Origin of the sequence: Pseudochelatococcus lubricantis (assembly GCF_011762225.1) — a bacterium.
In the GTDB taxonomy this organism is placed as follows: domain Bacteria; phylum Pseudomonadota; class Alphaproteobacteria; order Rhizobiales; family Beijerinckiaceae; genus Pseudochelatococcus; species Pseudochelatococcus lubricantis.
The window spans coordinates 491709-514564 of sequence record NZ_JAASQI010000003.1; the positions used below are offsets into that span (position 1 = coordinate 491709).

Genomic DNA, 22856 nt, shown 5'->3' on the forward strand with positions numbered 1-22856 from the left:
AGAATCTGTCCTGTTTCACCGTAAACAGGACAGATTCCAGACCTTGCGCTGCGATATCAAAGCGCGATCAGCACGCTTTTCTGACGGCGGTTCGCCTTGTAGGCCTCGCGGCCCAGATCCTTGCCGACACCGGAGTTCCTGTAGCCGCCCGTCGGCAGGATGTGGTCGCGGCTGCGTCCGTAGCGGTTGACCCACACGGTGCCCGCCTCGATCTGCTTCGTGATGCGCAGCGCGCGCGACAGATCGCGCGTGAACAGGCCCGAGGCCAGCCCGTAGGTGGGATGGTTGGCGAGCGCCAGCGCCTCCTCCTCGCTGTCGAAGATCTGCACGGTCAGCACCGGGCCGAAGATCTCCTCGGTCACGGCGGGGGATGTCTCCGTCACGCCGGTCAGCACCGTGGGCTGGAAATAGTAGCCGTCCCCGTCGAAGCGCCGTCCACCGACGATCACCTCGGCCCCCTGCGCGACGGCGGCGGCAACGATGCTCTCGATGCGGTTGAGCTGCCGTTCGGAGATGATCGGGGAATAGGTCGCCGCCTCGTCCCACGTCGCCTGCGGTTTGGCGTGGGCCATTGCGCGGCTTAGCGCCTCGGTCAGCGCGGGTGCCACGGAGCGCTCCACCAGCAGGCGGGAACCCGCGACGCAGACCTGCCCGGCGTTGTAGGTGATGCCGCGCGCGATGCAATCGGCGGCGAGCGCGAGGTCGGCGTCCGCGAAGACGATCTGCGGGCTCTTGCCGCCCAACTCCAGCGTCATGGGCTTGACGCCGCCCCGCGAGACGTTGGCCATGATCGCCTGCCCGGCGGCCGTGGAACCGGTGAAGCTGATCTTGGCGATGTCCGGGTGGCCTGTGATGGCGTTGCCGGTGGTCGGCCCGTCACCCAGCACCACGTTGACGACGCCCGCCGGCACCCCGGCCTGCTCGGCGAGTTCCACCAGCTGGAGCGTGGCGAATGGCGTCATTTCGGATGGCTTCAGCACCACGGCGTTGCCCGCCGCCAACGCCGGCGCGAGCTTCCACACCGCGATCGACAGTGGAAAGTTCCACGGCGTGATCGCGCCGACGACGCCGTAAGGCTCCGTCAGGATCATGCCGAGATGGTCGCTGGCGGTGGGGACGACGTCGCCCCCTTCCTTGTCAGCCAGTTCCGCGAAGAAACGGATCTGCTCCGCGCTGACGGCGACGTCCGCCGTCACGGCCTGCCCCACGGGGCGGGTGGAGGCGACGGCCTCCAGCCGGGCGAGCCGGGTGGCATGCTGCTCGACCAGCGCCGCCCAGCGATGCAGGACATTGACCCGGTCGCGCGGGCGCACATCGGCCCAGCCGCTTGCCTTCAGCGCCGCGCGGGCCGTCTGCACCGCCTCGTCCACCACCGTGGCGTCGGCGACGGGGCAGTCCGCGAAGGCGCGGCCGTCGCTGGGGCGGCGCAGCGCGAGCCCCCCTTCGGTTGCGCGGTAGCGGCCGCCGATGTAATGACCGTGAGGCAGGGCGAGGGCTGCGGGATCGAAACTCAGCGTCATCGGGCGTCTTTCAGCATGGAGATGCGAGCGGGGCGGCGGCAGGCGCGCGGCCGGAAGGCGGGCTCTCTTTCGGCCCTTCCGTCATCGTAGATGCGGAAAGCAGCAAAATCTGCGCAAGCCAGCCCCCAAAACAAACGATCCGTGTGTTCTCGCCCCTCCTTTCAGCGGTTCTTTCCGGCACGGACGGACAAGTCTGTCCGCCAATGTCGGCACTGCCGCCGGGACGTCACCGTTCAGGCATCGACCGGAGAGGGACCATGACCTTTTTCTGCAACACGGACGCCGGGCGCGGCGACCTTTTCCGCCGCCTGTTCGGCGAGGCCCTGCCCGACCTGCCCTTCGCCGTTCCTGGTGATGACGTCGATGCCGCCGAGGTGCGCTACCTGCTCACCTGGACGGCGCCTCCGAACCTGCGCGACGCCTATCCGGCGCTTGAGGTGCTGTTTTCGACGGGCGCGGGCGTCGACCAGTTCCGTTTCGACGACCTGCCGCCGCAGACGCAGCTCGTGCGCATGATCGAGCCGGGCATCACAGCCATGATGCAGGAATACGTGGTCATGGGGGTGCTGGCCCTGCACCGCGGCTTGCCGGCCTATCTGGGTCAGCAGGCGCGGGAGGAATGGAAGGTCCTGCCCGCCGTCCCTGCCGCCGGGCGGCGCGTGGGCGTCATGGGGCTCGGCGAACTCGGCAAGGCGGTGCTGGAGGCCCTGCGTCCGTTCGACTTTCCGCTGGCCGGCTGGAGCCGCTCGGCACGCGACATCCCGGGCGTCGTCTGCCACAGCGGCGCAAGCGGCTTGCAGGACTTTCTCGCCGCCACGGACATCCTCATCTGCCTGCTGCCGCTGACGGACGAGACTCGCGGCATCCTCTCGGCTGATCTCTTCGCCCGCCTGCCGCAGGGCGCGGGGCTGGTGCACGCGGGACGCGGACAGCAGCTCGACGCGGCGGCGCTGATCGCCGCGCTCGACAGCGGCCATCTGGAAGCTGCCGTGATCGACGTCTGCGATCCGGAACCCCTGCCGCCCGGCCATCCCCTCTGGCACCATCCGCGCATTCTGCTGACGCCGCACGTGGCGAGCCAGACCAACGCGGAAACCGCCGCGCAGGTCGTCATCGACAACATCCGCCGCCATCGCCGTGGCGAGCCCATGGTCGGGCTCGTCACGCGCGAGCGCGGCTACTGATACCGGCGCCCCCGGTTTCCGACCGCCCGCGTGCGGGTTTTGCTTAAGCGCCGCAAGGGGTTGACCGCCACTCGGCATGACTTCTCAACAAGGAACGACACCATGAGCCTGCTTGTATCTATCGACCCTGACAACCTCGGCGAGGCGAAGGAAACGAAAGCCGCGCCGGACCGACTGCTCGCCGGCGATCCGTCATTCAGAACGTGGGAGCTGGACGACTCGCGCAGCGGCGAAGTGTCCACCGGCATCTGGGAAGCAACGCCGGGGACGACGCGCTCCATCAAGGGTGAAACCTTCGAATTCTGCCATATCCTCAGCGGCGTCGTCGAGATCACGCCGGAAGGCGGGGCTCCCGTTGTCTACCGCGCCGGAGACAGCTTCGTGATGAAGCCCGGCCTCGTCAGCACCTGGCGCACGATCGAGACGGTGCGCAAGATTTTCGTCGTCGTCGGCTGAACATCGCAGCAGAAAGGCGGCCTCGGGCAATCGCCGAAGGCCGCCTTTTCGGCATCGCGCCGCGCGGGGTTGCGCAAAACCCGCACGCGAGCGGTCAAGTACCGGGAGCGCCGGTATCAGAGGCCCACGACACCCGGCAGGCCGCGAATGTCCCGAATCTCGGTATAGCCGTAATAGGGGTTTTCCGGCTCGTGCCGCCGGTTGACCCAGACCTTGTTCGTGATGCCGAGATCGTGCGCCGACATCAGGTCATAGCGGAACGACGACGAAACGTGCAGGATGTCCTCCGGCGCGCAGCCAAGGGTGTCGAACATGTATTCGAACGCCTGGAAGCGCGGCTTGTAGGCGTTGGCCTGCTGCGCCGTCAGCACCTTGTGGAAGGGCGCGCCCAGCTTTTCGACGTTCGACATGATCTGCTCGTCCATCGCGTTGGAGAGGATCACCAGCGGGAACTCCCTCGCGACCCGCGCGAGCCCTTCCGGCACGTCCGCATGCGGCCCCCAGGTTGGCACGGCCCGATAGAACTGCGCCGCCTCTTCCTCGACGAATGGCACCTGATTGCGTTTGCAGGCGCGCTCCACCGCGTTGCGCAGAACCTGATCGTAAGGCTTCCAGTCTCCCAGTATCTCGTCCAGGCGATAGGCGGCGAAATTCCTGATGAAGGCCTGCATCCGCGGCTCTTCGAGGCGCGCACCGTAGATTTCGCGCGCCTTCTCGGCCATCTGGAAGTTGGTCAGGGTTCCATAACAATCGAAGGTAATATACTTCGGCCGAAAGACGGTCATTGAAACATCTCCTCTGGTTTTGCGCCTGCAACTGGCTGGCGGTTCGCGACCAGCCGGCGGCGGCATCCTGTCATTCTAGGGGCATCCGGCTGCGCGGGTTGCTGCCGCCCGCCCCCGCGAACGCATGAAATTGCGTTTTGCCGCAGGCGGGACAGCAGGCTGTGCCGCCGTCAGGCGGAAGCCGCCGCCGGCAGGCCGTATTGCGCGCGCAGCCTCGCGAAGATTGCGGCCATCTGCTCCCGCACCGCGCCGTCCTGCCCCGCCTGCGCGACGGTGTCGAAGATGCGGTGCTTCAGGAAGAAGCGCCAGCCGACGGGCACGGAAGCCAGAAATTCCGTCAGCAAATCGTACCGCTCGCGCGTCCACACGCTTTCAAAAGCCACCCGCTCCCGGCCGAACGTGAACATGCCGCTGGCGGCGGTACCGGTTGCGGCACGCAGAGCCGCCGTCGCGGCCTCGTCCACCTGCGCCCGCACGCCCTCGCCGGCGATCGCCACACCGTAGTCGGCCCGTGCGCTCCCCGGCGAGACATAGCCGCAGCGCACGTCCGCCAGCACGGCCTCCGGCGCGCGCCGGAACGGATCGCCATAGCCGCCCGCGCCGGGACCGATAACGCGGATGACGTCGCCGGGGTCGCAATGCACCACGTCGGTGTTGCCCAGTTCCGCCTCTCCCGCCGTGCCGGGGTTTCTGACGAAGTGCGACACGACGCCCGCGTGCGCCCCCTGCACACCCCACGAGGGCATCAGCGAACGGTTGCGGTTGCGCGCCGTCACCACCGTCTCGGGCGACGACACCCGGAATTCCATCACCGCAGACAGCCCGCCGCGATAGCGCCCCGGCGCGCCCGTATCGGGATGGAGGCCGTAGCGCAGGAAATGCACGGGCACCTCCGCCTCGCTGATTTCCACGGGCGTGTTGCGCAGGAAGCCCGTCGCACCGCCCGCGCCGTCGCTGCCGTCGCAGAACGGGGTGCCGCCGCCGCCGCCGCCGACCGGACCGATCGACGCCATCACGGGCCGCCCGGCGCGGTCGGCGGTCTTGACGTTCAGGATCGCGTTGCCGCCCGGCGACGCCGCCGGCATCAGGTGTGGCAACGCCTGCGCGAAGGCGCCCACGGTCACGATCTGCGTCATGGCGCAGGTCAGCGAGCGCATGCCCACAGCCGCCGGCCGTTGCGCGTTGACGACGGTGCCCTCCGGCAGAATGGCCCGCGCCGGGCGCAGGGTGCCCGCGTTCAGCAGGATGTCGTTGTTCAGCGTGTAGAGCACATAGGTGAGCCCCACCATGACGAGCGGATGGCGCTCGCGCCCACCCGTCGGCATGTTCAGTGAGGAGGCGAGTTGCGGGTCGCTGCCGGTGTAGTCCAGCTCGGCCTCGTCGCCCCGGATGCGCAGCGTCAGCGCCACCCGGCAGGGCCTGCCGCCGACGGAGTCCTCGTCGGCATAATCGGCGAAGAAGTAATCGCCGTCCGGCACCTTGCGCAGCACTGCCCGCGCCTGCCTGTCGGCGTAGTCCAGCAGCATGCCGACACCCTCGATGAAGGCATCGAAACCGAAGCGGCGGATGATCTCCCGGATCTTGCGCTCGCCCACGTTGACGCAGGCAAGCTGGGCATGCAGGTCCCCGCCGTTCTGGTCCGGCGAGCGCACGTTGGCGCGCAGCACCTCCACGACGAAGTCGTTGAGCACCCCGCCCGCCACCAGCTTGACCGGGGGAATGCGCACCCCCTCCTGCTCGATCTCCGTCAGCGAGCGCGACAGCGACGCCGGCACCGCGCCGCCCACATCGGTGTTGTGAATGTGCCCGACGACGAAGCACGCGATGCGGCCCTCGTGGAACACCGGCTTCCAGATGTGGAGATCCGGCGAGTGCGTGGCGACGAAACCGCTGTAGGGATCGTTGGTGACGCAGATGTCGCCTTCCGCATAGCTGTCGAACATGTCGAGCAGCGGGCGATAGTCGATGCCGCTGTACCACGGCGCGCCAAAATGGCGCGGGCTCGTGAAGGCGAGGCCCTCCCGCGTGACGATCTGGCAGGAGAAATCCTCGGTTTCCTTCACGAAGGCCGAATGCGCCGTGCGCATCAGCGTGAAGGCCATCGCATCGGCCGCCGCGGCACAGAAGTTTGCCAGAACCTGAAGGTTGCGCTCATCGACGGCCATGACTCAAGCTTCCTTCCGCTGCGGCGTGATCAGGAGGTTGCCGAAGCCGTCGACGTTGACGCTGAACCCCGGCGGGATGACGGTGGTGGTGTCGTCCTGCGCCACGATGGCGGGCGCGCCGAAGCAATGGCCCGCGCGCAACTGCATCCGCGCATAGACAGGCGTCTCAAGCTGCACGCCGTCGAACCACGCGGCAACCGTCTTCAGCGGCACGGCCGCGTCCGTGGCGGCGGGCAGCGGCAGCAGCGGAGGCTTGGGCGTGTGCCCCGCGACCACCAGCCGCAGGTTCACGAGTTGCACGGCGCCGTGCGCGTCCGCATGGCCGAAAAGGCGTTCGTGCTCGGCATGAAATGCCGCGACGATGGCCCGTGTGTCGCCATTCTCCAGCCAGGCAGGCTCAAGCTGCGTCTCGATCTCGTAGGACTGGCCCTGGTAGCGCATGTCGGCGGAAACGGTGAGCCGCGCCTCGCCCGTGTAGCCTTGGCCGTCGCGAAGCCAGCCGAGCGCCCTCTCGCGCAGCGCGGCATAGGGCGCGGCGAGGCCCGCGACGCCGGCGTCGTCCACGTTGATGTAGAGGGTGCGGATGAAGTCGTTCTTCAGGTCCGCGATCAGCCCGCCCAGCGCCGAAACGACCCCCGGCGTCGGCGGCACCACGACGCCCTTGATGTCGAGTTCGCGCGCAAGAAAGCAGGCCAGCATCGCGCCCGCCCCGCCGAAGGCGAACAGGTGGAACTCGCGCGGATCGATGCCGAAACGCGAGATGAGGCCGCTGACCTCCGCATACATGCCCGACACCGAAACCGCGACGATGTTGCCCGCTACCTCCTCCACCGAAACGCCGAGCGCCTGTGCGAGAGGCGCGATGGCTGTGCGCGCCGCCGCCCGGTTGACTACGACGGCGTCGTAGCCGAGCGGCGCATGTCCCAGCAGGTTGCTCGCCGCCATCGCGTCCGTGACGGTGGGGCGCACGCCGCCGCGCCCGTAGCAGGCCGGCCCCGGCGTGGAGCCGGCGCTGTCCGGCCCCACCCGCAGCACATTCATCTCGTCGACCCAGGCCACGGAGCCCCCGCCCTGCCCCACCGAACTGACCGAAACCGAGGGCACGTAAATCTGGAAATCGCCGATCAGTTCGCCCACGCCGTATTGCGGTTGCCCGTCGACGATCACGGCGACGTCCGCGCTGGTGCCACCGATATCGAGGCTCAGCACTTTCGGGAAGCCGCTGGCGGCGGCGATGTAGCCCGCACCGATCACGCCCGATGCCGTGCCGGAAAGGATCATCTGCACGCATTCGGCTCGCGCCTGATCGATGCTCATCACACCGCCGTTGGACTTGGTGATGTGCAGCGGGCACGCCACGCCCCGCTCGCGCAGCACGCGCTCGAAGGAATCGAGATAACGAGCCACGCGCGGCTGCACATAGCCGCTGATGGTGGCGGTGATGGTGCGCTCGTATTCGCGGATGATCGGCCATGTCTCGCTGGAGCAGAACACGGGCAGCTCCGGCGCGACCTCCCCGATCAAGGCCTTGACGGCCTTCTCGTTTTCCGGGTTACGATAGGAATGGAGGAAGGAGATGACGATACCCGCGCAGCCCGCCGCCCGTGCGCTCTCGATCGCGGCCAGCACATCCGCGCGCTGCGGCGCGAGCAGCACCTGCCCGCGCGCATCCATGCGCTCCGCGATGCCGAAGACGCGGTAGCGTGGCACGAGCGGCGCGGGGCGCGCCGAGTAGAGATCGTGGATGCGCGGAATTTTCAGCCGCCCGAGCTGCAGCACGTCCTCGAAACAGCGTGTCGTGAACAGGGCGATATCGTCGCCGTTGCGCTGGATGACCGCGTTCACGCCGACGGTGGTGCCGTGCGTGAAATAGGTGATGCCACTGGCCGCGATGCCATGGCGCGCCTCAAGCGCCTCAAGCCCGGCGACAATCTCCGCGCCGGGCGCGTCGGGCCGCGAAAACACCTTCAGCGTCGCGATGGAGGCGTCGGCTTCGTTGAACACCGCGAAATCGGTGAACGACCCGCCCACATCCACGCCAACACGATATCCCATTTAAACCCGCCTCCGGACGATTGTCTTTTCCCGTTTCCGGAGTGCCACACCCGCCCGTCGCCGGGCCAATTCCATCTTGAGCGGACGACCAAACCGCAGGTTATGCGGCGCGGCGAAAGATCGTGCCGCATTTTTCCGATGGAACAGCGCACGAGATAGGCAGGGAATGATGATTTTGGCCGCTTATTCGAAAGGTTCTTCGCCGTGCTTTCCGGTCAAATTGAATGGTTTCCGAACGCCGGACATCGGGAACGATTGTCCGGCGGCGGTTCGGGCAAGGGAGGGCAGACATGCAGGCGAGCGCCATTCTTTCCGATCTCGTGGGCTTCCCCTCGGTCTGTGGCACGCCGAACGGGCCGATCGTCGACTATGTGCGCGGCTATCTGGCCTTCCACGGCATCCCGAGCCAGATCGTCAGCGGACCGGAGGGCGACCGCTTCAATCTCTTCGCCACCATCGGCCCGGCGGACCAGCCGGGCTACATCCTTTCCGGCCACATGGACGTGGTGTCGGCGGAGGGGCAGGCGTGGAGCACCGACCCCTTCCGGCTGAGCCTCGACAACGGCCGCTACTTCGGGCGAGGCGCGACGGACATGAAGGGCTTTCTCGCCTGCGTGCTGGCGACGGTGCCCGAATACGCGGCCATGGACCTCGCCCGGCCCGTCCACATCGCCTTTTCCTACGACGAGGAAAGCGGCTGCCGTGGCGTCAAGCACCTGTTGCGCAGTCTGGGGCCGCTGTGCCATCCGCCCGCCGGCTGCATCGTCGGCGAGCCGAGCGACATGCGCCCCGTGCTCTCGCACAAGGGCAAGATATCGCTCGCTCTCTCGTTTCAGGGCCGGGCCGGGCATTCGTCCAACCCGGCGCAGGGCGAGAACGCCATCTATCCGGCCGCGGAGCTGATCGGCTTCGTGCGCGCGCAGGCCGACAGGCTGGCGCAGGAAGGACCGTTCGACGCCACGTTCGAGCCCGCCTTCTCCACCATGCAGGTCGGCACGGTGCTCGGCGGTACGGCGGTGAACATCATCCCCGACCGCTGCGTCGTGGAACTGGAAATCCGCGCCATCCCCGGCCACGATCCGGTGCAGGCAGGCGCGACGGTGCTGGCCTTCGCCGACAGCCTTGCGGAAGCCGCCCATGCGCGCGGCGGTACGCTCCAGATCCGGCACGAGGAAACCAGCAGCTATCCGCCGCTGGCGCCGAATCCCGACCCGGCGCTTGCCGAGCTGCTCACGCGGCTCACCGGCCTCGCGCCGCAGCAGTCCGTCAGCTATGGCACGGAAGCCGGGCTGTACCAGCAGGCCGGCATTCCGGCCATCATCTGCGGGCCGGGCTCCATCACCCGCGCGCACCGTGCCAACGAATACATTCTGGACAGCGAACTCGACGCCTGCACCGCCATGCTGCGCGGCCTAGGCATCCATCTGCAACGCCACTGACCAGCGCGCCGCACCAACTGGCAGCATATTATGCCGCAAGTCCCGCCAAAATGCATCGCAACCGCTTCCAGTGACGCCCGACAAAGAGCCAACTGCCTGCAGGATCAGCGAAGTATATCGAAGCAAGCTAACGGAGTCCCTGCATGATCTCGAACTCACTCATCGAACTTGACCGGCGCCATCTCGTGCATCCGGTTACCGCCTACCGGGAGCACGAGAAGCGCGGTGCCACGGTGCTGACGTCGGCCTCCGGCATTCACGTGCAGGACAGTACCGGCAAGCGCTATCTCGACGGCTTCGCCGGCCTGTGGTGCGTCAACGCCGGTTACGGCCAGCAGTCCATCGTGGACGCAGCCGCAAAGCAGATGGCCGAACTGCCTTATGCAACCGGCTATTTCGGCTTCTCGAACGAGCCCGCCATCCTGCTCGCCAGCCAACTGGCGGAACTGGCGCCCGGCACGCTGAACCATGTCTATTTCGCGCTGGGCGGCTCGGATTCCGTCGACAGCGCCGTCCGCTTCACGCAATACTACTGCAACGCCATCGGCAAGCCGGAGAAACGGCACTTCATCTCGCTGGAGATGGGTTATCACGGATCGAGCACGACCGGCGCCGGTCTCACCGCCCTGCCCGCCTTCCATGCGGGCTTCAACGTGCCGCTTCCCAATCAGCACAAGATTCCGTCGCATTATTCCTATCGCAACCCGGTCGGCGAGGACCCGCAGGCCATCATCGCCGCCTCCGTGCAGGCCCTGCGCGACAAGGTGACCGCGCTCGGCGGGCCGGATCATGTCGCCGCCTTCATCTGCGAGCCGGTGCAGGGCTCGGGCGGCGTTCTGGTGCCGCCGAAGGGCTGGCTGCCCGCCATGCAGGCCGCCTGCCGCGAACTGGACATCCTGTTCATCATCGACGAGGTCATCACCGGATTCGGGCGGATCGGCCCGTTGTTCGGCAGCGAGGTGGAGAGCCTCGAACCCGATCTCATGACGGTGGCAAAGGGCCTCACCTCCGGCTACGCGCCGATGGGCGCCGTATTCCTCAGCGACAGGATCTACGACACCATCGCCGACCATGCCGGGAAAAACGCTGTGGGGCATGGCTTTACCTACTCCGCCCACCCCGTCAGCGCTGCCGTGGGCCTCGCGACGCTTCGTCTTTACACCGAGGGCGGCCTGCTCGAAAGCGGCCAGCACGCCGGCGCGCGGCTGATGTCGCGCCTTGCCGAACTCGCTGGCCATCCGCTGGTGGGCGAGGTGCGCGGCATCTCGATGCTGGCCGGTATAGAGGTCGTCGCCAGCAAGGAAACGCGGGAGCTGTTCGCGCCCGATGTCGCGATCGGCGCGCGCCTCGCGACCGCCAGCCTCGATAACGGTGTCATTTTCCGCGCCTTCGCCAACGGCACCATCGGCCTCGCACCCAGCCTGAACTACACGCCGGACGACATTGACGAGCTGGTGGCGCGTGTGAAAAAGTCTCTCGACGATGTGCTCGAACAGCCGGAAGTGCGTTCGGCTCTGGTGTCCTGAAGCTGAAATTCGCCCAGGTTTTATATCAGCTGAGGAGTGAACCTGGAAATCGCGACACTGGCGTGACGCGAAATAATGTGCTGTATTTTCTGGCCCGGACGACAGTCCGGGCCAGAGGGAACGATTCACAGCACAAGCGTTACGCCGAAAGCGCATCTCGATGAGATTACCCAAGCTCGACCGTATAGATCTCAAGATTCTGTCGGAACTGCAGAAAAACGGACGCATCACCAACGTCAAGCTCGCGGACGCCGTGGGCCTTTCGCCCAGCCCCTGCCTCATGCGGGTTCGCAGGCTGGAAAAAGCCGGCTACATCGGCGGCTATGGCGCCACCATCAATATGGCGAAGCTTGGCGAGGTGATCTCGGTCTTTACCGAAATAACACTTTCAGATCATCGGCATGGCGATTTCTTCCGTTTCGAGTCGGCGATCCGGAATCTCGATGAGGTGGTGGAGTGCCATCTGGTCAGCGGCGGCTATGATTATCTGCTGAAGTTCGTCGCGCGTGGCATCGTCCATTACCAGGAAACAATCGAACAGTTGCTGCAACGCGATATCGGCATCGACAAATACTTCAGTTATGTCGTGATCAAATCGCCCTTCATCAAAGCGCACTACCCGCTGACCGCGCTTTTCGACGAGTCCCACTGACACACCCGGCCGTCGATGCAGCAAGGCCGCTCACGTTGCCGCGCCCTGCATCGAATTTTTGCACGGTGCCCATGGCCGCGCCAGATGCGGCGGCATGCGTGATTGCGGGCGGTTATCGACTCCAAACCGCAGGTTATGCCGCGGCGACGCCCCGTGAAAGACGACGGTTCTGCGTGATCCGGCAGATTCCCGCGCCGCTGGCCGACCTCGCCGGCGGGCTGCGCGTTTCTGCCGCGACGGCATTCTTTTTCGGAAATATCTGCCGCAAGGGGGTGGCATTTCAGTGCATCTGCCAGTGCCGGGCCTTGCAGAATCGACATTGGTAGAAGGCAGCAGGAATTCTCGTTTCAAGCGCCAGCTCAACAGGTTACGCCCAAAATACGCATGAGGGGATGCGAGGGGAGTAAAAATTCGTTCCTGGCATAACAATTGCTTGATGTCGTCATAAGAGCGAGCGGCAACGGCAGGATTTTCCGCCGCCGTGATACGTGAACAATTATCCATGCCAGATCGTGTGTCTTGCGCACGGGTGCGCCCGTCATGGCGATCGCGTTTCTAATCTTCCTTCCGGAGAGGAATAACAGTGTCAAAGCCTCTATCTGCATTCAAGGTCATGACATTCGACGTCGTCGGCACGCTGATCGACTTCGAAAACGGACTGACGGGTAGCCTCGCCGCCATCGCGGCGGAAAATGGCAAGGCGTTCGACGCCGAAACCGCGCTGACGCTCTATCGCAACGCGCGCTACGAGCCGGAGGCACTGCGTTTTCCCGATGACCTGCCGCGCGTCTACGGCCGCATCGCGCCCGTACTCGGCCTGCCCGCCGACGCGGCGACGGGCGAGCGGCTGCGCAACGACGTGCGGCTATGGAAGGGCTTCCCCGACAGCCGCGCGGCGCTGGCCGCGCTCGCCGCGCGCTACAGGCTCGTCGCCATGACGAACGCGCAGCGCTGGGCCTTTTCGCTGTTCGAGAAGGAACTGGGCAGCCCCTTCCACGCCAGCTTCACGGTCGACGACACCGGTGTCGAGAAGCCGGACCCGGCATTCTTCGAGCAGGTACTGGCGGACCTCGCCGCCCGGGGCTACGGCAAGGACGACGTGCTGCACGTGGCGCAGAGCCAGTACCACGACATCGGCGTGTCGCGCGCGCTCGGCATCGCCAATTGCTGGATCGAGCGCCGTCACGCGCAGGCCGGTTACGGCGGCACCATCGCGCCGCAGGCGTTCACCCAGCCGGACTATCATTTCACCAGCATGGCGGCGTTGGCGGAAGCCGCCCTGTGATCGCGGGCCGACAGCACCGCCACCTGACGAGAAGTGCGACAAACGCAACTGACAGCTTCCAATCAACGACAGACGGGGAATTCAGATGACCAACAATATCACGAACTGGACGAAAGCCGACGATGCGCGCGTGCTCGATGCCATCCGGCGCGGCGCCTCGCGGCGCGAGCTTCTTGCCTTCCTGATGGCGGGCGGGGTGTCGCTCGCGGCCGGCGGCGCGGTGCTGGGCAGCGCGGGCCGCGCCCATGCCGCCACGCCGCGCAAGGGCGGCAAGGTGCGCGCCGCAGGATGGACCACGTCGACCGCCGATACGCTCGACCCCGCCATCGCCTCGCACTCCACGGACTACGTGCGCCTGTGCAGTTTCTACAACCGCCTCACCTTCCTCGACGCGGACCTGGCGCCGCAAATGGAACTCGCCGAAAGTATCGAGACCGGCGACGCGAAGACCTGGACCGTGAAGCTGCGCTCCGGCGTCACGTTCCACAGCGGCAAGACGCTCGACGCGAACGACGTCGTCTTCTCGCTCAAGCGCCACCTCGACCCCGCCGTCGGCTCCAAGGTCAACGCCATCGCCAAGCAGATGACGGAGATCAAGGCCGTCGATCCGACCACGGTCACGATCACGCTGGCCTCGCCCAACGCGGACCTGCCTACGTTGCTCGGCATCCACCAGTTCATGATCATCGCCGACGGCACCAAGGACTTCACCACCGCCAACGGCACCGGGCCTTTCCTCTGCAAGGAATTCAAGCCGGGCGTGCGCTCCATCGCGGTGCGCAATCCCAACTACTGGAGGTCCAGCGGGCCGTGGGTCGACGAGATCGAGTTCATCGGCATTCCGGACGACAACGCGCGCGTCAACGCCCTGCTCTCCGGCGATGTGCAGATCGTCGGCTCGATGAACCCGCGCGCCATCCGCCAGATCGAGGCGCAACCCGGCTTCGAGATGATGATCACGCCCTCGGGCGGCTACACAAACCTCAACATGCGGCTGGACATGTCTCCCGGCGATGCGGAAGGCTTCGTCACCGGTATCCGCCATCTGATCAACCGCGAGCAGATCCTGAAGGCCGTGGCGCGGGGCATCGGCGATATCGCCAACGACCAGCCCCTGCCGCTCACCAACCGCTATCATAACGCCGCGCTGAAGCCGGCCGCGTTCGATCCGGAAAAGGCGAAGTTCCACCTGTCGAAATCCGGCCTGCTGAACCAGACCATTCCGGTCGTCGCCTCGGACGCCGCGACGCTGTCCGTGGAAATGGCCTCGGTGCTGCAGCAGGAGGGCGCGAGGATCGGCATGAAGTTCGACATCAAGCGCGTGCCGGCGGATGGCTACTGGTCTAACTACTGGCTGAAAGCGCCGATGCACTTCGGCAACATCAACGCGCGCCCGACCGCGGACTCCTACTTCTCGCTGCTCTATGCCAGCGACGCAGCCTGGAACGAGAGCCGGTTCAAGAGCGCCGCATTCGATGAGCTGCTGGTCAAGGCGCGCGGCGAGCTGGATGAGGCGAAGCGCAAGGAACTCTACGGCGAGATGCAGGTTATGGTCGCGCAGCAGGCGGGCACCGTCATCCCGCTGTTCATGGCCAACCTCGATGCGCTAAACAGCAAGGTGCGGGGCATGAAGCCCAACCCGCTGGGCAACCTGATGGGATTCGCCTTCCCCGAGTACATCTGGCTTGCCGAATGATGCCGCGCCGCGGGCACGGCCGGCCGCCGGCGCCCGCGGCACGCCGCACACGACGCGGACGGCCGCCATGCCGCATCTGCCCGGACGGGCGCGCTCCCGACCCGGGCCGACGGCGTGGCGCCGGCCGCCGCCCCGAGGGGCCGACAGGGGAACATCCATGAGCAATACGATGACCGCGATGGTGCTTCACCGTCTGTGGGTCTCCTTTCTGACGTTTATATTCGTATCCTTTGTTGTCTTCGCCATCACGAACATGCTGCCCGGCGACATCGCGGAGATCATGCTGGGTCAGGCCGCGACGCCGGAAGCGGTCGCGGGCCTGCGCGAGGCCATGCATCTCGACGAGCCGGCGATCCTGCGGTTCCTGCGCTGGCTGGGCGGGCTCTTCGTCGGCGATCTCGGCACGTCGCTGGTCAACCGCCTGCCGGTGTCGGAGATGATTTCGGGAAGGCTCGGCAACTCCCTGAAGCTCGCGGCCGTCACCACGCTGCTGTCCGTGCCCGTCGCGCTGCTGCTCGGCATCGCCTCGGCCATCTGGCGCAACTCGTGGTTCGACAGGGTCGTCAGCACCCTGTCCATCGCGGTGATCTCCGTGCCAGAGTTCATGGTGGCGACGGGCGCCGTGCTGGTTTTCGCGGTCTATCTCCAGTGGCTGCCGGCGCTGTCCTTCGCCAACGAGGTGACTTCCTTCACGCAGATGCTGCGCGTCTATGCAATGCCGGTCGTGGCGTTGTCCTTCGTGATTTCGGCGCAGATGATCCGCATGACGCGCGCGGCGGTGATCGATACGCTGCGGACGCCCTATGTGGAGATGGCGCTGCTCAAGGGCGCCTCCCGGTCGCGCATCGTGCTGCGCCATGCCCTGCCCAACGCGCTCGGACCCATCGCCAACGCCGTCGCGCTGAGCCTGTCCTATCTGCTCGGCGGCGTGATCATCGTCGAGACGATCTTCAACTACCCCGGTCTGTCCAAGCTGATGCTGGACGCAGTCGCCACGCGCGACATGCCGCTGATCCAGTCCTGCGCGATGATCTTCTGCTTGAGCTATCTGCTGCTGATCACCATCGCGGACGTTATCGCCATCGTTTCGAACCCGAGGTTGCGCAAATGACTGAGGACATCGCTTCCCGCCGCGCGGCGCGCGGGCGGCTCGGCTGGCGCATCAACGCCGTGGGGCTCATCGGCCTCGCCGTCGTCGTCTTCTGGGCGTTCGTGGCGATCTTCGGGCCGATGCTCGCGCCCTATCCGGTGAGCGAGATCGTCGACTTCGACTACTTCGGCGGGATGTCGGCGCAGTTCTGGCTGGGCACCGACTACCTCGGCCGGGACATGCTGACGCGCATCCTGTACGGCGCACGCTACACGGTGGGCATCTCGCTCGCGGCCGTCATGCTGGCCTGTTTCATCGGCGTGACGATGGGCATGGTGGCGGCGACCGTCGGCGGATGGTTCGACGCGGTGCTGAGCCGCGCGATCGACGCGCTCGGCTGCGTTCCGAACCTGCTGCTCAGCCTCGTCATCGTCGCCGCCGTCGGCTCGTCCATTCCGGTGCTGATCCTGACGCTGGCCGCCATCTACTCGTGCGGCGCCTTCCGCTTCGCGCGGGCGCTCGCCGTCAACGTCAACACGGCGGACTACGTCAAGGTGGCGCGGGCGCGCGGCGAGCGCCTGCCCTACCTGATCCGCGAGGAGATCTTTCCCAACATCATCGGCCCGGTCATGGCCGATTTCGGCCTGCGCTTCGTCTTCATCGTGCTGCTGCTTTCCGGCCTGAGCTTCCTCGGTCTCGGCGTGCAGCCGCCCAACGCCGACTGGGGCGGGCTGGTGCGGGAGAACATTTCCGGCCTCGCGCTCGGCGCGCCGGCGGTGCTGATGCCCTCCATAGCCATCGCCAGCCTCACGATCAGCGTGAACATGCTGATCGATAACCTCCCCACCCGCATCCGCGACCGGAGTGAGTGATGAAGAACCTCGTTGAAGTGATGAATCTGCATGTCGGGGCGGTGACGGACAGCGGGCGCAAGGTCGAGATCATCCGGGGCATTTCCTTCAGCATCGCGCCGGACGAGATCGTGGCGCTGATCGGGGAATCGGGCTCGGGCAAGACCACGACGGCGCTCACCCTGATGGGCTACACGCGGGACGGCTGCGCGATCACCGGCGGCCACGTCTTCGTCGACGGCTACGAGGTTTCGGCACAGACGGAGCACGAGCGGGCAAACCTGCGCGGCAAGCTCGTAAGCTATGTGCCGCAAAGCGCGGCGGCCGCCTTCAACCCCTCGCAGACGATCCTGACGCAGGTCATCGAGATCGCGCAGATCCACAAGCTCGGCAGCCGGGACGAGGCGCGGCGGAAGGCGATCGAGCTGTTCCGCGCGCTCGCCCTGCCCAACCCGGAAACCATCGGCGACCGTTATCCGCATCAGGTTTCGGGCGGGCAGCTTCAGCGCCTCGCGGCGGCCATGGCGCTCATCGGCGAGCCGAAGGTCGTCATCTTCGACGAACCGACGACGGCGCTCGACGTCACCACCCAGATCGAGGTGCTGCGCGCCTTCAAGAAGGTGATGCAAGGCAAGCGGATCGCCGGTGTCTATGTCTCCCACGACCTCGCCGTGGTGGCGCAGATCGCCGACCGCATCCTCGTGCTGCGCAACGGTGAGGTGCAGGAGGCGGGCGATACCCGGCAGATCCTCCATGCGCCCGCGCATCCCTACACGAAAACCCTGATCGCCGCTTATGAGCCGGTGCGCCACGACCGCGCGGCCGCCGACAGCGCCGACGCGCCGGTGCTCGAAGCGCGGAACCTCAGCGCCGGCTACGGCGCACCGGGGCAGGACGGTCTGCCCGTCATGCTGGCGGTGAACGACGTAAGCTTCACCCTGAAGCGCGGCAGCAATCTGGGCGTGATCGGGGAATCGGGCTGCGGCAAGAGCACGCTCGCGCGCGTGATCGCCGGCCTGCTGCCACCCGCGCGCGGCGAGGTGCTGTTCAACGGCAAGGCGCTGCCCGGGCTCGCCAGCAAGCGCAGCAAGGAGGAATTGCGCCATGTGCAGATCGTGTTCCAGCTCGCCGACACGGCGCTGAACCCCGCGCGCTCCGTCAGCGACATTCTGGGACGGCCGCTGACCTTTTACCACGGCACGCGCGGCGCGGCGCGCAACAGGCGCATCGATGAGCTGATGGACATGGTCCGCCTGCCGCGCGCGCTGAAGAACCGCCTGCCGGGGGAACTGTCCGGCGGGCAGAAGCAGCGCGTCAACTTCGCCCGCGCGCTGGCGGCCGACCCGTCCGTGGTGCTCTGCGACGAGATTACCTCGGCGCTCGACACCGTGGTGGCGGCGGCCGTGACGGAGCTGCTTCAGGAGCTTCAGCGGGAACTCGGCCTGTCGTACATCTTCATCAGCCACGACCTCAACACCGTGCGCGCCATCTGCGACGAGGTCGTCGTCATGTACGGCGGGCGCAAGGTGGAGCAGCTGCTGCCAGGCCAGCTTGACGGCGGCGCGCGGCATCCCTATTCGCAGCTCCTGATATCGTCCGTACCGCAGCTTGATCCGGGCTGGCTGGACAATCTGAAGCAGAATGCGAAGATCGTGGAACAATTCGCCCACGAATGACGCCTCCGCATCGGCGGGAAAGGGAAAGCGCAATGGCCACATTCACCACTCGCCCCGAAATCCTCGGCCGTTTCGGCGTGGTGACATCGACGCACTGGATCGCGTCGGCTGTCGGCATGAGCATTCTCGAACGCGGCGGCAATGCCTTCGACGCCGCCATCGCCACCGGCCTGACACTGCAGGTGGTGGAGCCGCATCTGAACGGCCCCGGCGGCGATCTGCCCGCCATCTTCTACTCCCGCAAGCGCGACAGGGTGGAGGTTCTCTGCGCGCAGGGCACCGCCCCCGCCGGCGCCACCATGGACCACTACCGCGCGCAGGGATTGTCGCTGATTCCCGGCGACGGCCTGCTCGCCACCGTGATTCCGGGCTCCTTCGACGGATGGATGCTGATGCTGCGCGACTACGGCACCATGACCGTGCGCGACGTGCTGGAGCCCGCCATCTATTATGCCGGCCAGGGCCATCCCGTGCTGCCGCAGGTCAGCGCCGCCATTGCGCAACTGGGCGACTTCTTCCGGCGGGAATGGCCGACCTCTTACGAAACGTGGCTGCCTGGCGGCAACGCGCCCGCGCCGCGATCCGACTTCCGCAATCCGGCGCTCGCGGCCACGTGGCGGCGCATCGTCGCCGAGGCCGAGGCCCGGCCCGGACGCGAGGCGGGCATCGAGGCCGCGCGAGACGCCTTCTATCGCGGCTTCGTCGCCGAGGCGATACAGGCCTATCTGGCCACCGCCGAGGTCATGGACGCGAGCGGCGCGCGTCATAAGGGCGTTCTGAACGCTGACGATCTCGCCGGCTGGCGCGCGACCGTCGAGGCGCCGCAAACCTACGACTACCACGGCTGGACGGTGGCGAAGACCGGCCCGTGGGGCCAGGGGCCGGTGCTGTTGCAGGCGCTCGCGCTGTTGAAGGGCATCGATCTCGCGGATATGGATCCCGCCGGCGAACGCTTCATCCACACGGTTGTCGAGGCGATGAAGCTCGCCTTCGCCGACCGCGAGGTCTATTACGGCGATCCCGCCTTCGCGGACGTGCCGCTCGACCGCCTGCTGTCCGACACCTACAACGACGAGCGCCGCCGGCTGATCGCGGATGACGCCTCCCTGCTGCTGCGGCCGGGCCGCCTGCCCGGCTTCGAGGAACAGCACGCGCACACCACGCGGATGCTGGCGCAGATGGAGGGCGGCGCGGTTTACGAGCCGACCATGGCGCATCTGACGGCGCGACGCGGCGACACCGTCCATCTCGATGTCATCGACCGGGACGGCAACATGGTGTCGGCCACTCCCTCCGGCGGCTGGCTGCAATCCTCGCCGGTGGTGCCGGGGCTCGGCTTCTGCCTCAATTCCCGCGCGCAGATGTTCTGGCTGGAGCCGGGGTTGCCCACGTCGCTCGCGCCCGGCAAGCGGCCGCGCACCACGCTCACGCCCTCGCTCGCGCTATATGACGGACGGCCGACGCTCGCCTTCGGCACGCCCGGCGGCGATCAGCAGGACCAGTGGCAGCTCGCCTTCTTCCTGCGCTACGTGCACGGGCATTTCGACCTTCAGCAGACGATCGACATGCCGCTGTTCCACACGGCGCATTTCCCGGCCTCCTTCCATCCGCGCACCTGCAAGCCGGGCGATCTGACGATCGAGGAAACGGCGGGTGCCGACGTTCTTGCGGCGCTGCGGGCGCGCGGCCATGGGCTCAATGTCGCGCCGGCATGGAGCATCGGCCGCGTCACGGCTGCGCGCCGGGACGCCGACGGCCTGTTGCGCGCAGCCGCCACACCCCGCCTGATGCAAGCCTATGCCATCGGGCGATAAGGTGCCGGCGGCATCAATGCCGCGGCCCGACATCCGGCACAGCTCCCGCGCCGATGCCATCCTCGGCGGCCGGGCGGCCGGGCGAAGTCTTCCTGGCAATGCGATATCCGAGGAAAACCAGCATCAGCGCCGACAGCCCGACGATGTAGCCGAGCAGACCGTGCGGCCCCACGATCTGCATCAGCGCGCTCGCCAGCAGCGGCCCGGCACTGGCGCCCGCCGCCCACAGGAAAAGCAGCGCCGCGGAAAGCGACACCGCCTGATCCTGCTCGATATGCCGGTAGGCGTGGGTGACGGAAATCGCATAGATCGGCATGCTGCCCGCGCCCACGAGCGTGAACAGGCCTGTCATGACCCACAACAGATGGGGCACGTCGTGATGCACGGCCCACAGCGTCGCCGCCGACGCGGCAAGGGCGAGGCCGACGGAGGCGAGCATGACGTTGCGCGTATCGATGCGATCGGCGAACAGACCCATCGGCCATTGCATCACGAGCGCCCCCACCTGCGAGGCCACCGTCAGCAGGATGGCACCCTCCCTGTCGAGGCCGATCATGATACCGTAGGCAGGCGCCACATAGCTCAGCGCTCCGCCGACGAGACCCACGTAAAGACAGCCTCCCACGGCGGTCGGCGCATCGCGCCACAGTGCGCGCAGGTTGACGGAAACGAGCGGCGGCGTGTCGGGACTGCGCGCCTTGGTCAGCGCCACCGGCACCAGCGCCAGCGAGAAGGCGATGCTCGCCAGCATGAACATGCTCTCCATCCGCAGGGCCAGATAGCCGACAGCAACCTGCGACAGAATCAGCGCCAGCCGGTTCAGCATCTGGTAAAGGCCGAATATGCGGCCGCGCCGGGCGGGCTCCGCCTGGCCGCTGATCCAGCTTTCGATGCAGACGAAATGGCCCGCCGAGGCCGCCCCCACCACGAACCGCAGCACGGTCCACAGATCGACGGGCGTCAGCGCGAGGCAAAGCGTCACGGCCGCCTGCACCGCCGCGAAGACCGCAAAGGCGCGGATGTGGCCCACACGGCGGATCAGCGCGGGAATCGTGAAACAGCCGACCAGAAACCCCGCCGAATAACCCGCGCCCACGAGGCCGATCATGAAGGGCGCGCGGTCCGCCAGCGCCATGTAGAGGGGCACGTAGGTATGGATGGCGGTGCCGGCGACCTGCAGGATGAGCGCGCCCGTGATGATCGGCGCGAGCGCCGCCGCTCCCTGCGGATAGCGGGAGGCCGCCGCCGGGGCCGAGGCGGTCACGACCGCACCGGCACGGAACGAATGCTGCCGGAATAAACTGCTACGGAATGCCCCCGCCCAATCACGTTTTCGCCCTCTGCTGTCCGCCGTGCCCCGCGTGACAGGCCGGGACGGTTCATTCGCTTTGGGGAAGATGATGGCACGGCAGCCGTTTAATTTACTTCCAATCTCGGCGGCACTATAAGCACAATATGCTTGTGCCGCCGATCGACGGTCCCGCCGTCCGGATTCGAGAGCAAGGACCGGAGTGCGCCAGCGCGGCGACGGCCGCATTGTCGTGACAGGACACAATGCAAGGAAAAGCAGGATGACCCCTGTCAGGATGAGACCCGCCACGCAACGGGCGGCCGTGACGGAGCGGGACCCGCGCTGGCCCGCCGTCGTCGGCCGTGACGGAGCCGCCGACGGCACGTTCGTCTACGCGGTCAGGACAACCGGCGTCTACTGCCGCCCCTCCTGCCCGTCGCGCACGGCCAACCCCGGAAACGTCAGCTTCTACGCCACCTGCGCCGATGCCGAGGCAGCGGGCTACCGCCCCTGCCGGCGCTGCCGCCCGGATGGGCCGTCGCCGGCCGAGGCCGAGGCCGCGGTGGTTGCCCGCGCCTGCCGGCTGATCGAGGAAGCCGAGGAGCCGCCGAAGCTGGAAGCGCTCGCGGCCGCCGTGGGCGTGAGCGCTTTCCACTTCCATCGCCTGTTCAGGGCCGCCACCGGCCTGACGCCGAAGGCCTACGGGGCTGCGCGGCGGGCGGAGCGGGTGCGGCAGGGGCTTGCCAACGACAGGACCAGCGTGACGGGCGCGATCTACGACGCCGGCTTCAATTCGAGCAGCCGTTTCTATGAACGATCCGACGAGGTGCTGGGCATGACGCCGACCGCGTTCAGGCAAGGTGGCAGGGACGCCGACATCCGTTTTGCCGTTGGCGAGTGCTCCCTCGGGGCGATTCTCGTCGCCTGCAGCGGCAGGGGCATCTGCGCCATCACGCTGGGAGACGATCCCGACGCGCTGGTGCGCGACCTTCAGGACCGCTTCCCCAATGCCAACCTGATCGGCGGCGACGGCGCGTTCGAGCAGCTCGTCGCCCGGGTGGTCGGCTTCGTCGAGGCGCCGCGCCTCGGCCTCGACCTGCCGCTCGACATACGCGGCACCGCCTTCCAGCAGCGCGTCTGGCAGGCGCTGCGCGACATTCCGCCCGGCGAGACGGCGAGCTACGCGGAGATTGCCCGGCGCATCGGCAAGCCCGCTGCCGTGCGGGCCGTCGCGCAAGCCTGCGGCGCCAACGCCATCGCGGTCGCCATTCCCTGCCACCGCGTGGTGAGGACCGACGGCGCGCTCTCCGGCTACCGCTGGGGCGTGGAGCGCAAGCGCGCCCTCATCGAGAGGGAAGCGGGCGCCTGAAA

Annotated in this window: 18 protein-coding genes; 13 read left to right on the forward strand and 5 right to left on the reverse strand. The window is 67.0% G+C overall.

All coding sequences use genetic code 11. The features are described 5' to 3' along the window. Window positions 1-56: 56 nt before the first annotated feature. Window positions 57-1520, reverse strand: coding sequence for an aldehyde dehydrogenase family protein (locus FHS82_RS09070; RefSeq protein WP_166951182.1), 1464 nt, complete (start codon window positions 1518-1520; stop codon window positions 57-59). A gap of 257 nt (window positions 1521-1777) precedes the next feature. Between FHS82_RS09070 and FHS82_RS09075 the strand changes: the two genes are divergently transcribed. Further along, complete coding sequence (locus FHS82_RS09075) at window positions 1778-2704, forward strand: 2-hydroxyacid dehydrogenase (RefSeq protein ID WP_166951185.1); 927 nt, start codon at window positions 1778-1780, stop codon at window positions 2702-2704. A gap of 102 nt (window positions 2705-2806) precedes the next feature. Then, complete coding sequence (locus FHS82_RS09080; protein ID WP_166951187.1) at window positions 2807-3160, forward strand: cupin domain-containing protein; 354 nt, start codon at window positions 2807-2809, stop codon at window positions 3158-3160. A gap of 116 nt (window positions 3161-3276) precedes the next feature. On the opposite strand, the gene FHS82_RS09085 is transcribed toward FHS82_RS09080, so the two are convergent. The 3 genes from FHS82_RS09085 to FHS82_RS09095 form a co-directional block, all read right to left on the reverse strand. Continuing rightward, window positions 3277-3945, reverse strand: coding sequence for a haloacid dehalogenase type II (locus FHS82_RS09085; RefSeq protein ID WP_166951189.1), 669 nt, complete (start codon window positions 3943-3945; stop codon window positions 3277-3279). Window positions 3946-4115: 170 nt separating this feature from the next. Continuing rightward, on the reverse strand, window positions 4116-6110 hold the full coding sequence (locus FHS82_RS09090) for a hydantoinase B/oxoprolinase family protein (RefSeq protein WP_166951191.1): 1995 nt from the start codon (window positions 6108-6110) through the stop codon (window positions 4116-4118). A 3-nt stretch (window positions 6111-6113) separates the two neighbouring features. After that, entirely contained in the window at window positions 6114-8165 is a 2052-nt protein-coding gene (locus tag FHS82_RS09095) for a hydantoinase/oxoprolinase family protein (RefSeq protein ID WP_166951195.1), read from the reverse strand. A gap of 290 nt (window positions 8166-8455) precedes the next feature. On the opposite strand from FHS82_RS09095, the gene argE reads away from it, so the two are divergent. From argE to FHS82_RS09145, 10 genes are all read left to right on the forward strand, one after another. Further along, on the forward strand, window positions 8456-9604 hold the full coding sequence (argE, locus tag FHS82_RS09100) for an acetylornithine deacetylase (RefSeq protein ID WP_166951197.1): 1149 nt from the start codon (window positions 8456-8458) through the stop codon (window positions 9602-9604). A 143-nt stretch (window positions 9605-9747) separates the two neighbouring features. After that, window positions 9748-11130, forward strand: a complete 1383-nt coding sequence (locus tag FHS82_RS09105) for an aminotransferase class III-fold pyridoxal phosphate-dependent enzyme (protein WP_166951200.1) — start codon at window positions 9748-9750, stop codon at window positions 11128-11130. 160 nt (window positions 11131-11290) lie between these two features. Then, window positions 11291-11782 carry an Lrp/AsnC family transcriptional regulator gene (locus tag FHS82_RS09110; RefSeq protein WP_166951202.1) on the forward strand — a complete coding sequence of 164 codons (492 nt, stop codon included), beginning with the start codon at window positions 11291-11293 and terminating at the stop codon, window positions 11780-11782. A 71-nt stretch (window positions 11783-11853) separates the two neighbouring features. Then, window positions 11854-12108, forward strand: coding sequence for a hypothetical protein (locus FHS82_RS09115; protein WP_166951205.1), 255 nt, complete (start codon window positions 11854-11856; stop codon window positions 12106-12108). Window positions 12109-12365: 257 nt separating this feature from the next. Continuing rightward, window positions 12366-13067 (forward strand): HAD-IA family hydrolase, encoded by a 702-nt coding sequence (locus tag FHS82_RS09120; RefSeq protein WP_166951207.1) that lies wholly within the window; start codon window positions 12366-12368, stop codon window positions 13065-13067. An 85-nt stretch (window positions 13068-13152) separates the two neighbouring features. Next, entirely contained in the window at window positions 13153-14763 is a 1611-nt protein-coding gene (locus tag FHS82_RS09125) for an ABC transporter substrate-binding protein (RefSeq protein WP_166951214.1), read from the forward strand. 157 nt (window positions 14764-14920) lie between these two features. Continuing rightward, window positions 14921-15874, forward strand: coding sequence for an ABC transporter permease (locus tag FHS82_RS09130; RefSeq protein ID WP_166951220.1), 954 nt, complete (start codon window positions 14921-14923; stop codon window positions 15872-15874). Then, window positions 15871-16725: an ABC transporter permease gene (locus FHS82_RS09135; protein ID WP_166951226.1), complete on the forward strand. Its 855-nt coding sequence runs from the start codon at window positions 15871-15873 to the stop codon at window positions 16723-16725. Before FHS82_RS09130 ends, FHS82_RS09135 begins: the two co-directional genes overlap by 4 nt. Then, a complete protein-coding gene (locus tag FHS82_RS09140; protein ID WP_166951231.1) occupies window positions 16725-18380 on the forward strand; it encodes an ABC transporter ATP-binding protein in 1656 nt (551 codons plus the stop codon). The genes FHS82_RS09135 and FHS82_RS09140 overlap by 1 nt, the downstream gene beginning before the upstream one ends. A 32-nt stretch (window positions 18381-18412) precedes the next feature. Then, window positions 18413-20194, forward strand: coding sequence for a gamma-glutamyltransferase family protein (locus FHS82_RS09145; RefSeq protein ID WP_166951236.1), 1782 nt, complete (start codon window positions 18413-18415; stop codon window positions 20192-20194). A 13-nt stretch (window positions 20195-20207) separates the two neighbouring features. Here FHS82_RS09145 and FHS82_RS09150 read toward each other — a convergent pair whose 3' ends face one another. Continuing rightward, window positions 20208-21458, reverse strand: coding sequence for an MFS transporter (locus tag FHS82_RS09150; RefSeq protein ID WP_166951238.1), 1251 nt, complete (start codon window positions 21456-21458; stop codon window positions 20208-20210). 307 nt (window positions 21459-21765) lie between these two features. Between FHS82_RS09150 and ada the strand changes: the two genes are divergently transcribed. Beyond that, window positions 21766-22854, forward strand: coding sequence for a bifunctional DNA-binding transcriptional regulator/O6-methylguanine-DNA methyltransferase Ada (gene ada, locus FHS82_RS09155; RefSeq protein ID WP_246225207.1), 1089 nt, complete (start codon window positions 21766-21768; stop codon window positions 22852-22854). Window positions 22855-22856: the final 2 nt, after the last annotated feature.

Coding starts and splice junctions, on each gene's coding strand:
- FHS82_RS09070 (WP_166951182.1), bottom strand. CDS start 1,520: ATGACGCTGAGTTTCGATCCCGCAGCCCTCGCCCTGCCTCACGGTCAT.
- FHS82_RS09075 (WP_166951185.1), top strand. CDS start 1,778: ATGACCTTTTTCTGCAACACGGACGCCGGGCGCGGCGACCTTTTCCGC.
- FHS82_RS09080 (WP_166951187.1), top strand. CDS start 2,807: ATGAGCCTGCTTGTATCTATCGACCCTGACAACCTCGGCGAGGCGAAG.
- FHS82_RS09085 (WP_166951189.1), bottom strand. CDS start 3,945: ATGACCGTCTTTCGGCCGAAGTATATTACCTTCGATTGTTATGGAACC.
- FHS82_RS09090 (WP_166951191.1), bottom strand. CDS start 6,110: ATGGCCGTCGATGAGCGCAACCTTCAGGTTCTGGCAAACTTCTGTGCC.
- FHS82_RS09095 (WP_166951195.1), bottom strand. CDS start 8,165: ATGGGATATCGTGTTGGCGTGGATGTGGGCGGGTCGTTCACCGATTTC.
- argE (WP_166951197.1), top strand. CDS start 8,456: ATGCAGGCGAGCGCCATTCTTTCCGATCTCGTGGGCTTCCCCTCGGTC.
- FHS82_RS09105 (WP_166951200.1), top strand. CDS start 9,748: ATGATCTCGAACTCACTCATCGAACTTGACCGGCGCCATCTCGTGCAT.
- FHS82_RS09110 (WP_166951202.1), top strand. CDS start 11,291: ATGAGATTACCCAAGCTCGACCGTATAGATCTCAAGATTCTGTCGGAA.
- FHS82_RS09115 (WP_166951205.1), top strand. CDS start 11,854: ATGGCCGCGCCAGATGCGGCGGCATGCGTGATTGCGGGCGGTTATCGA.
- FHS82_RS09125 (WP_166951214.1), top strand. CDS start 13,153: ATGACCAACAATATCACGAACTGGACGAAAGCCGACGATGCGCGCGTG.
- FHS82_RS09130 (WP_166951220.1), top strand. CDS start 14,921: ATGAGCAATACGATGACCGCGATGGTGCTTCACCGTCTGTGGGTCTCC.
- FHS82_RS09135 (WP_166951226.1), top strand. CDS start 15,871: ATGACTGAGGACATCGCTTCCCGCCGCGCGGCGCGCGGGCGGCTCGGC.
- FHS82_RS09140 (WP_166951231.1), top strand. CDS start 16,725: ATGAAGAACCTCGTTGAAGTGATGAATCTGCATGTCGGGGCGGTGACG.
- FHS82_RS09145 (WP_166951236.1), top strand. CDS start 18,413: ATGGCCACATTCACCACTCGCCCCGAAATCCTCGGCCGTTTCGGCGTG.
- ada (WP_246225207.1), top strand. CDS start 21,766: ATGACCCCTGTCAGGATGAGACCCGCCACGCAACGGGCGGCCGTGACG.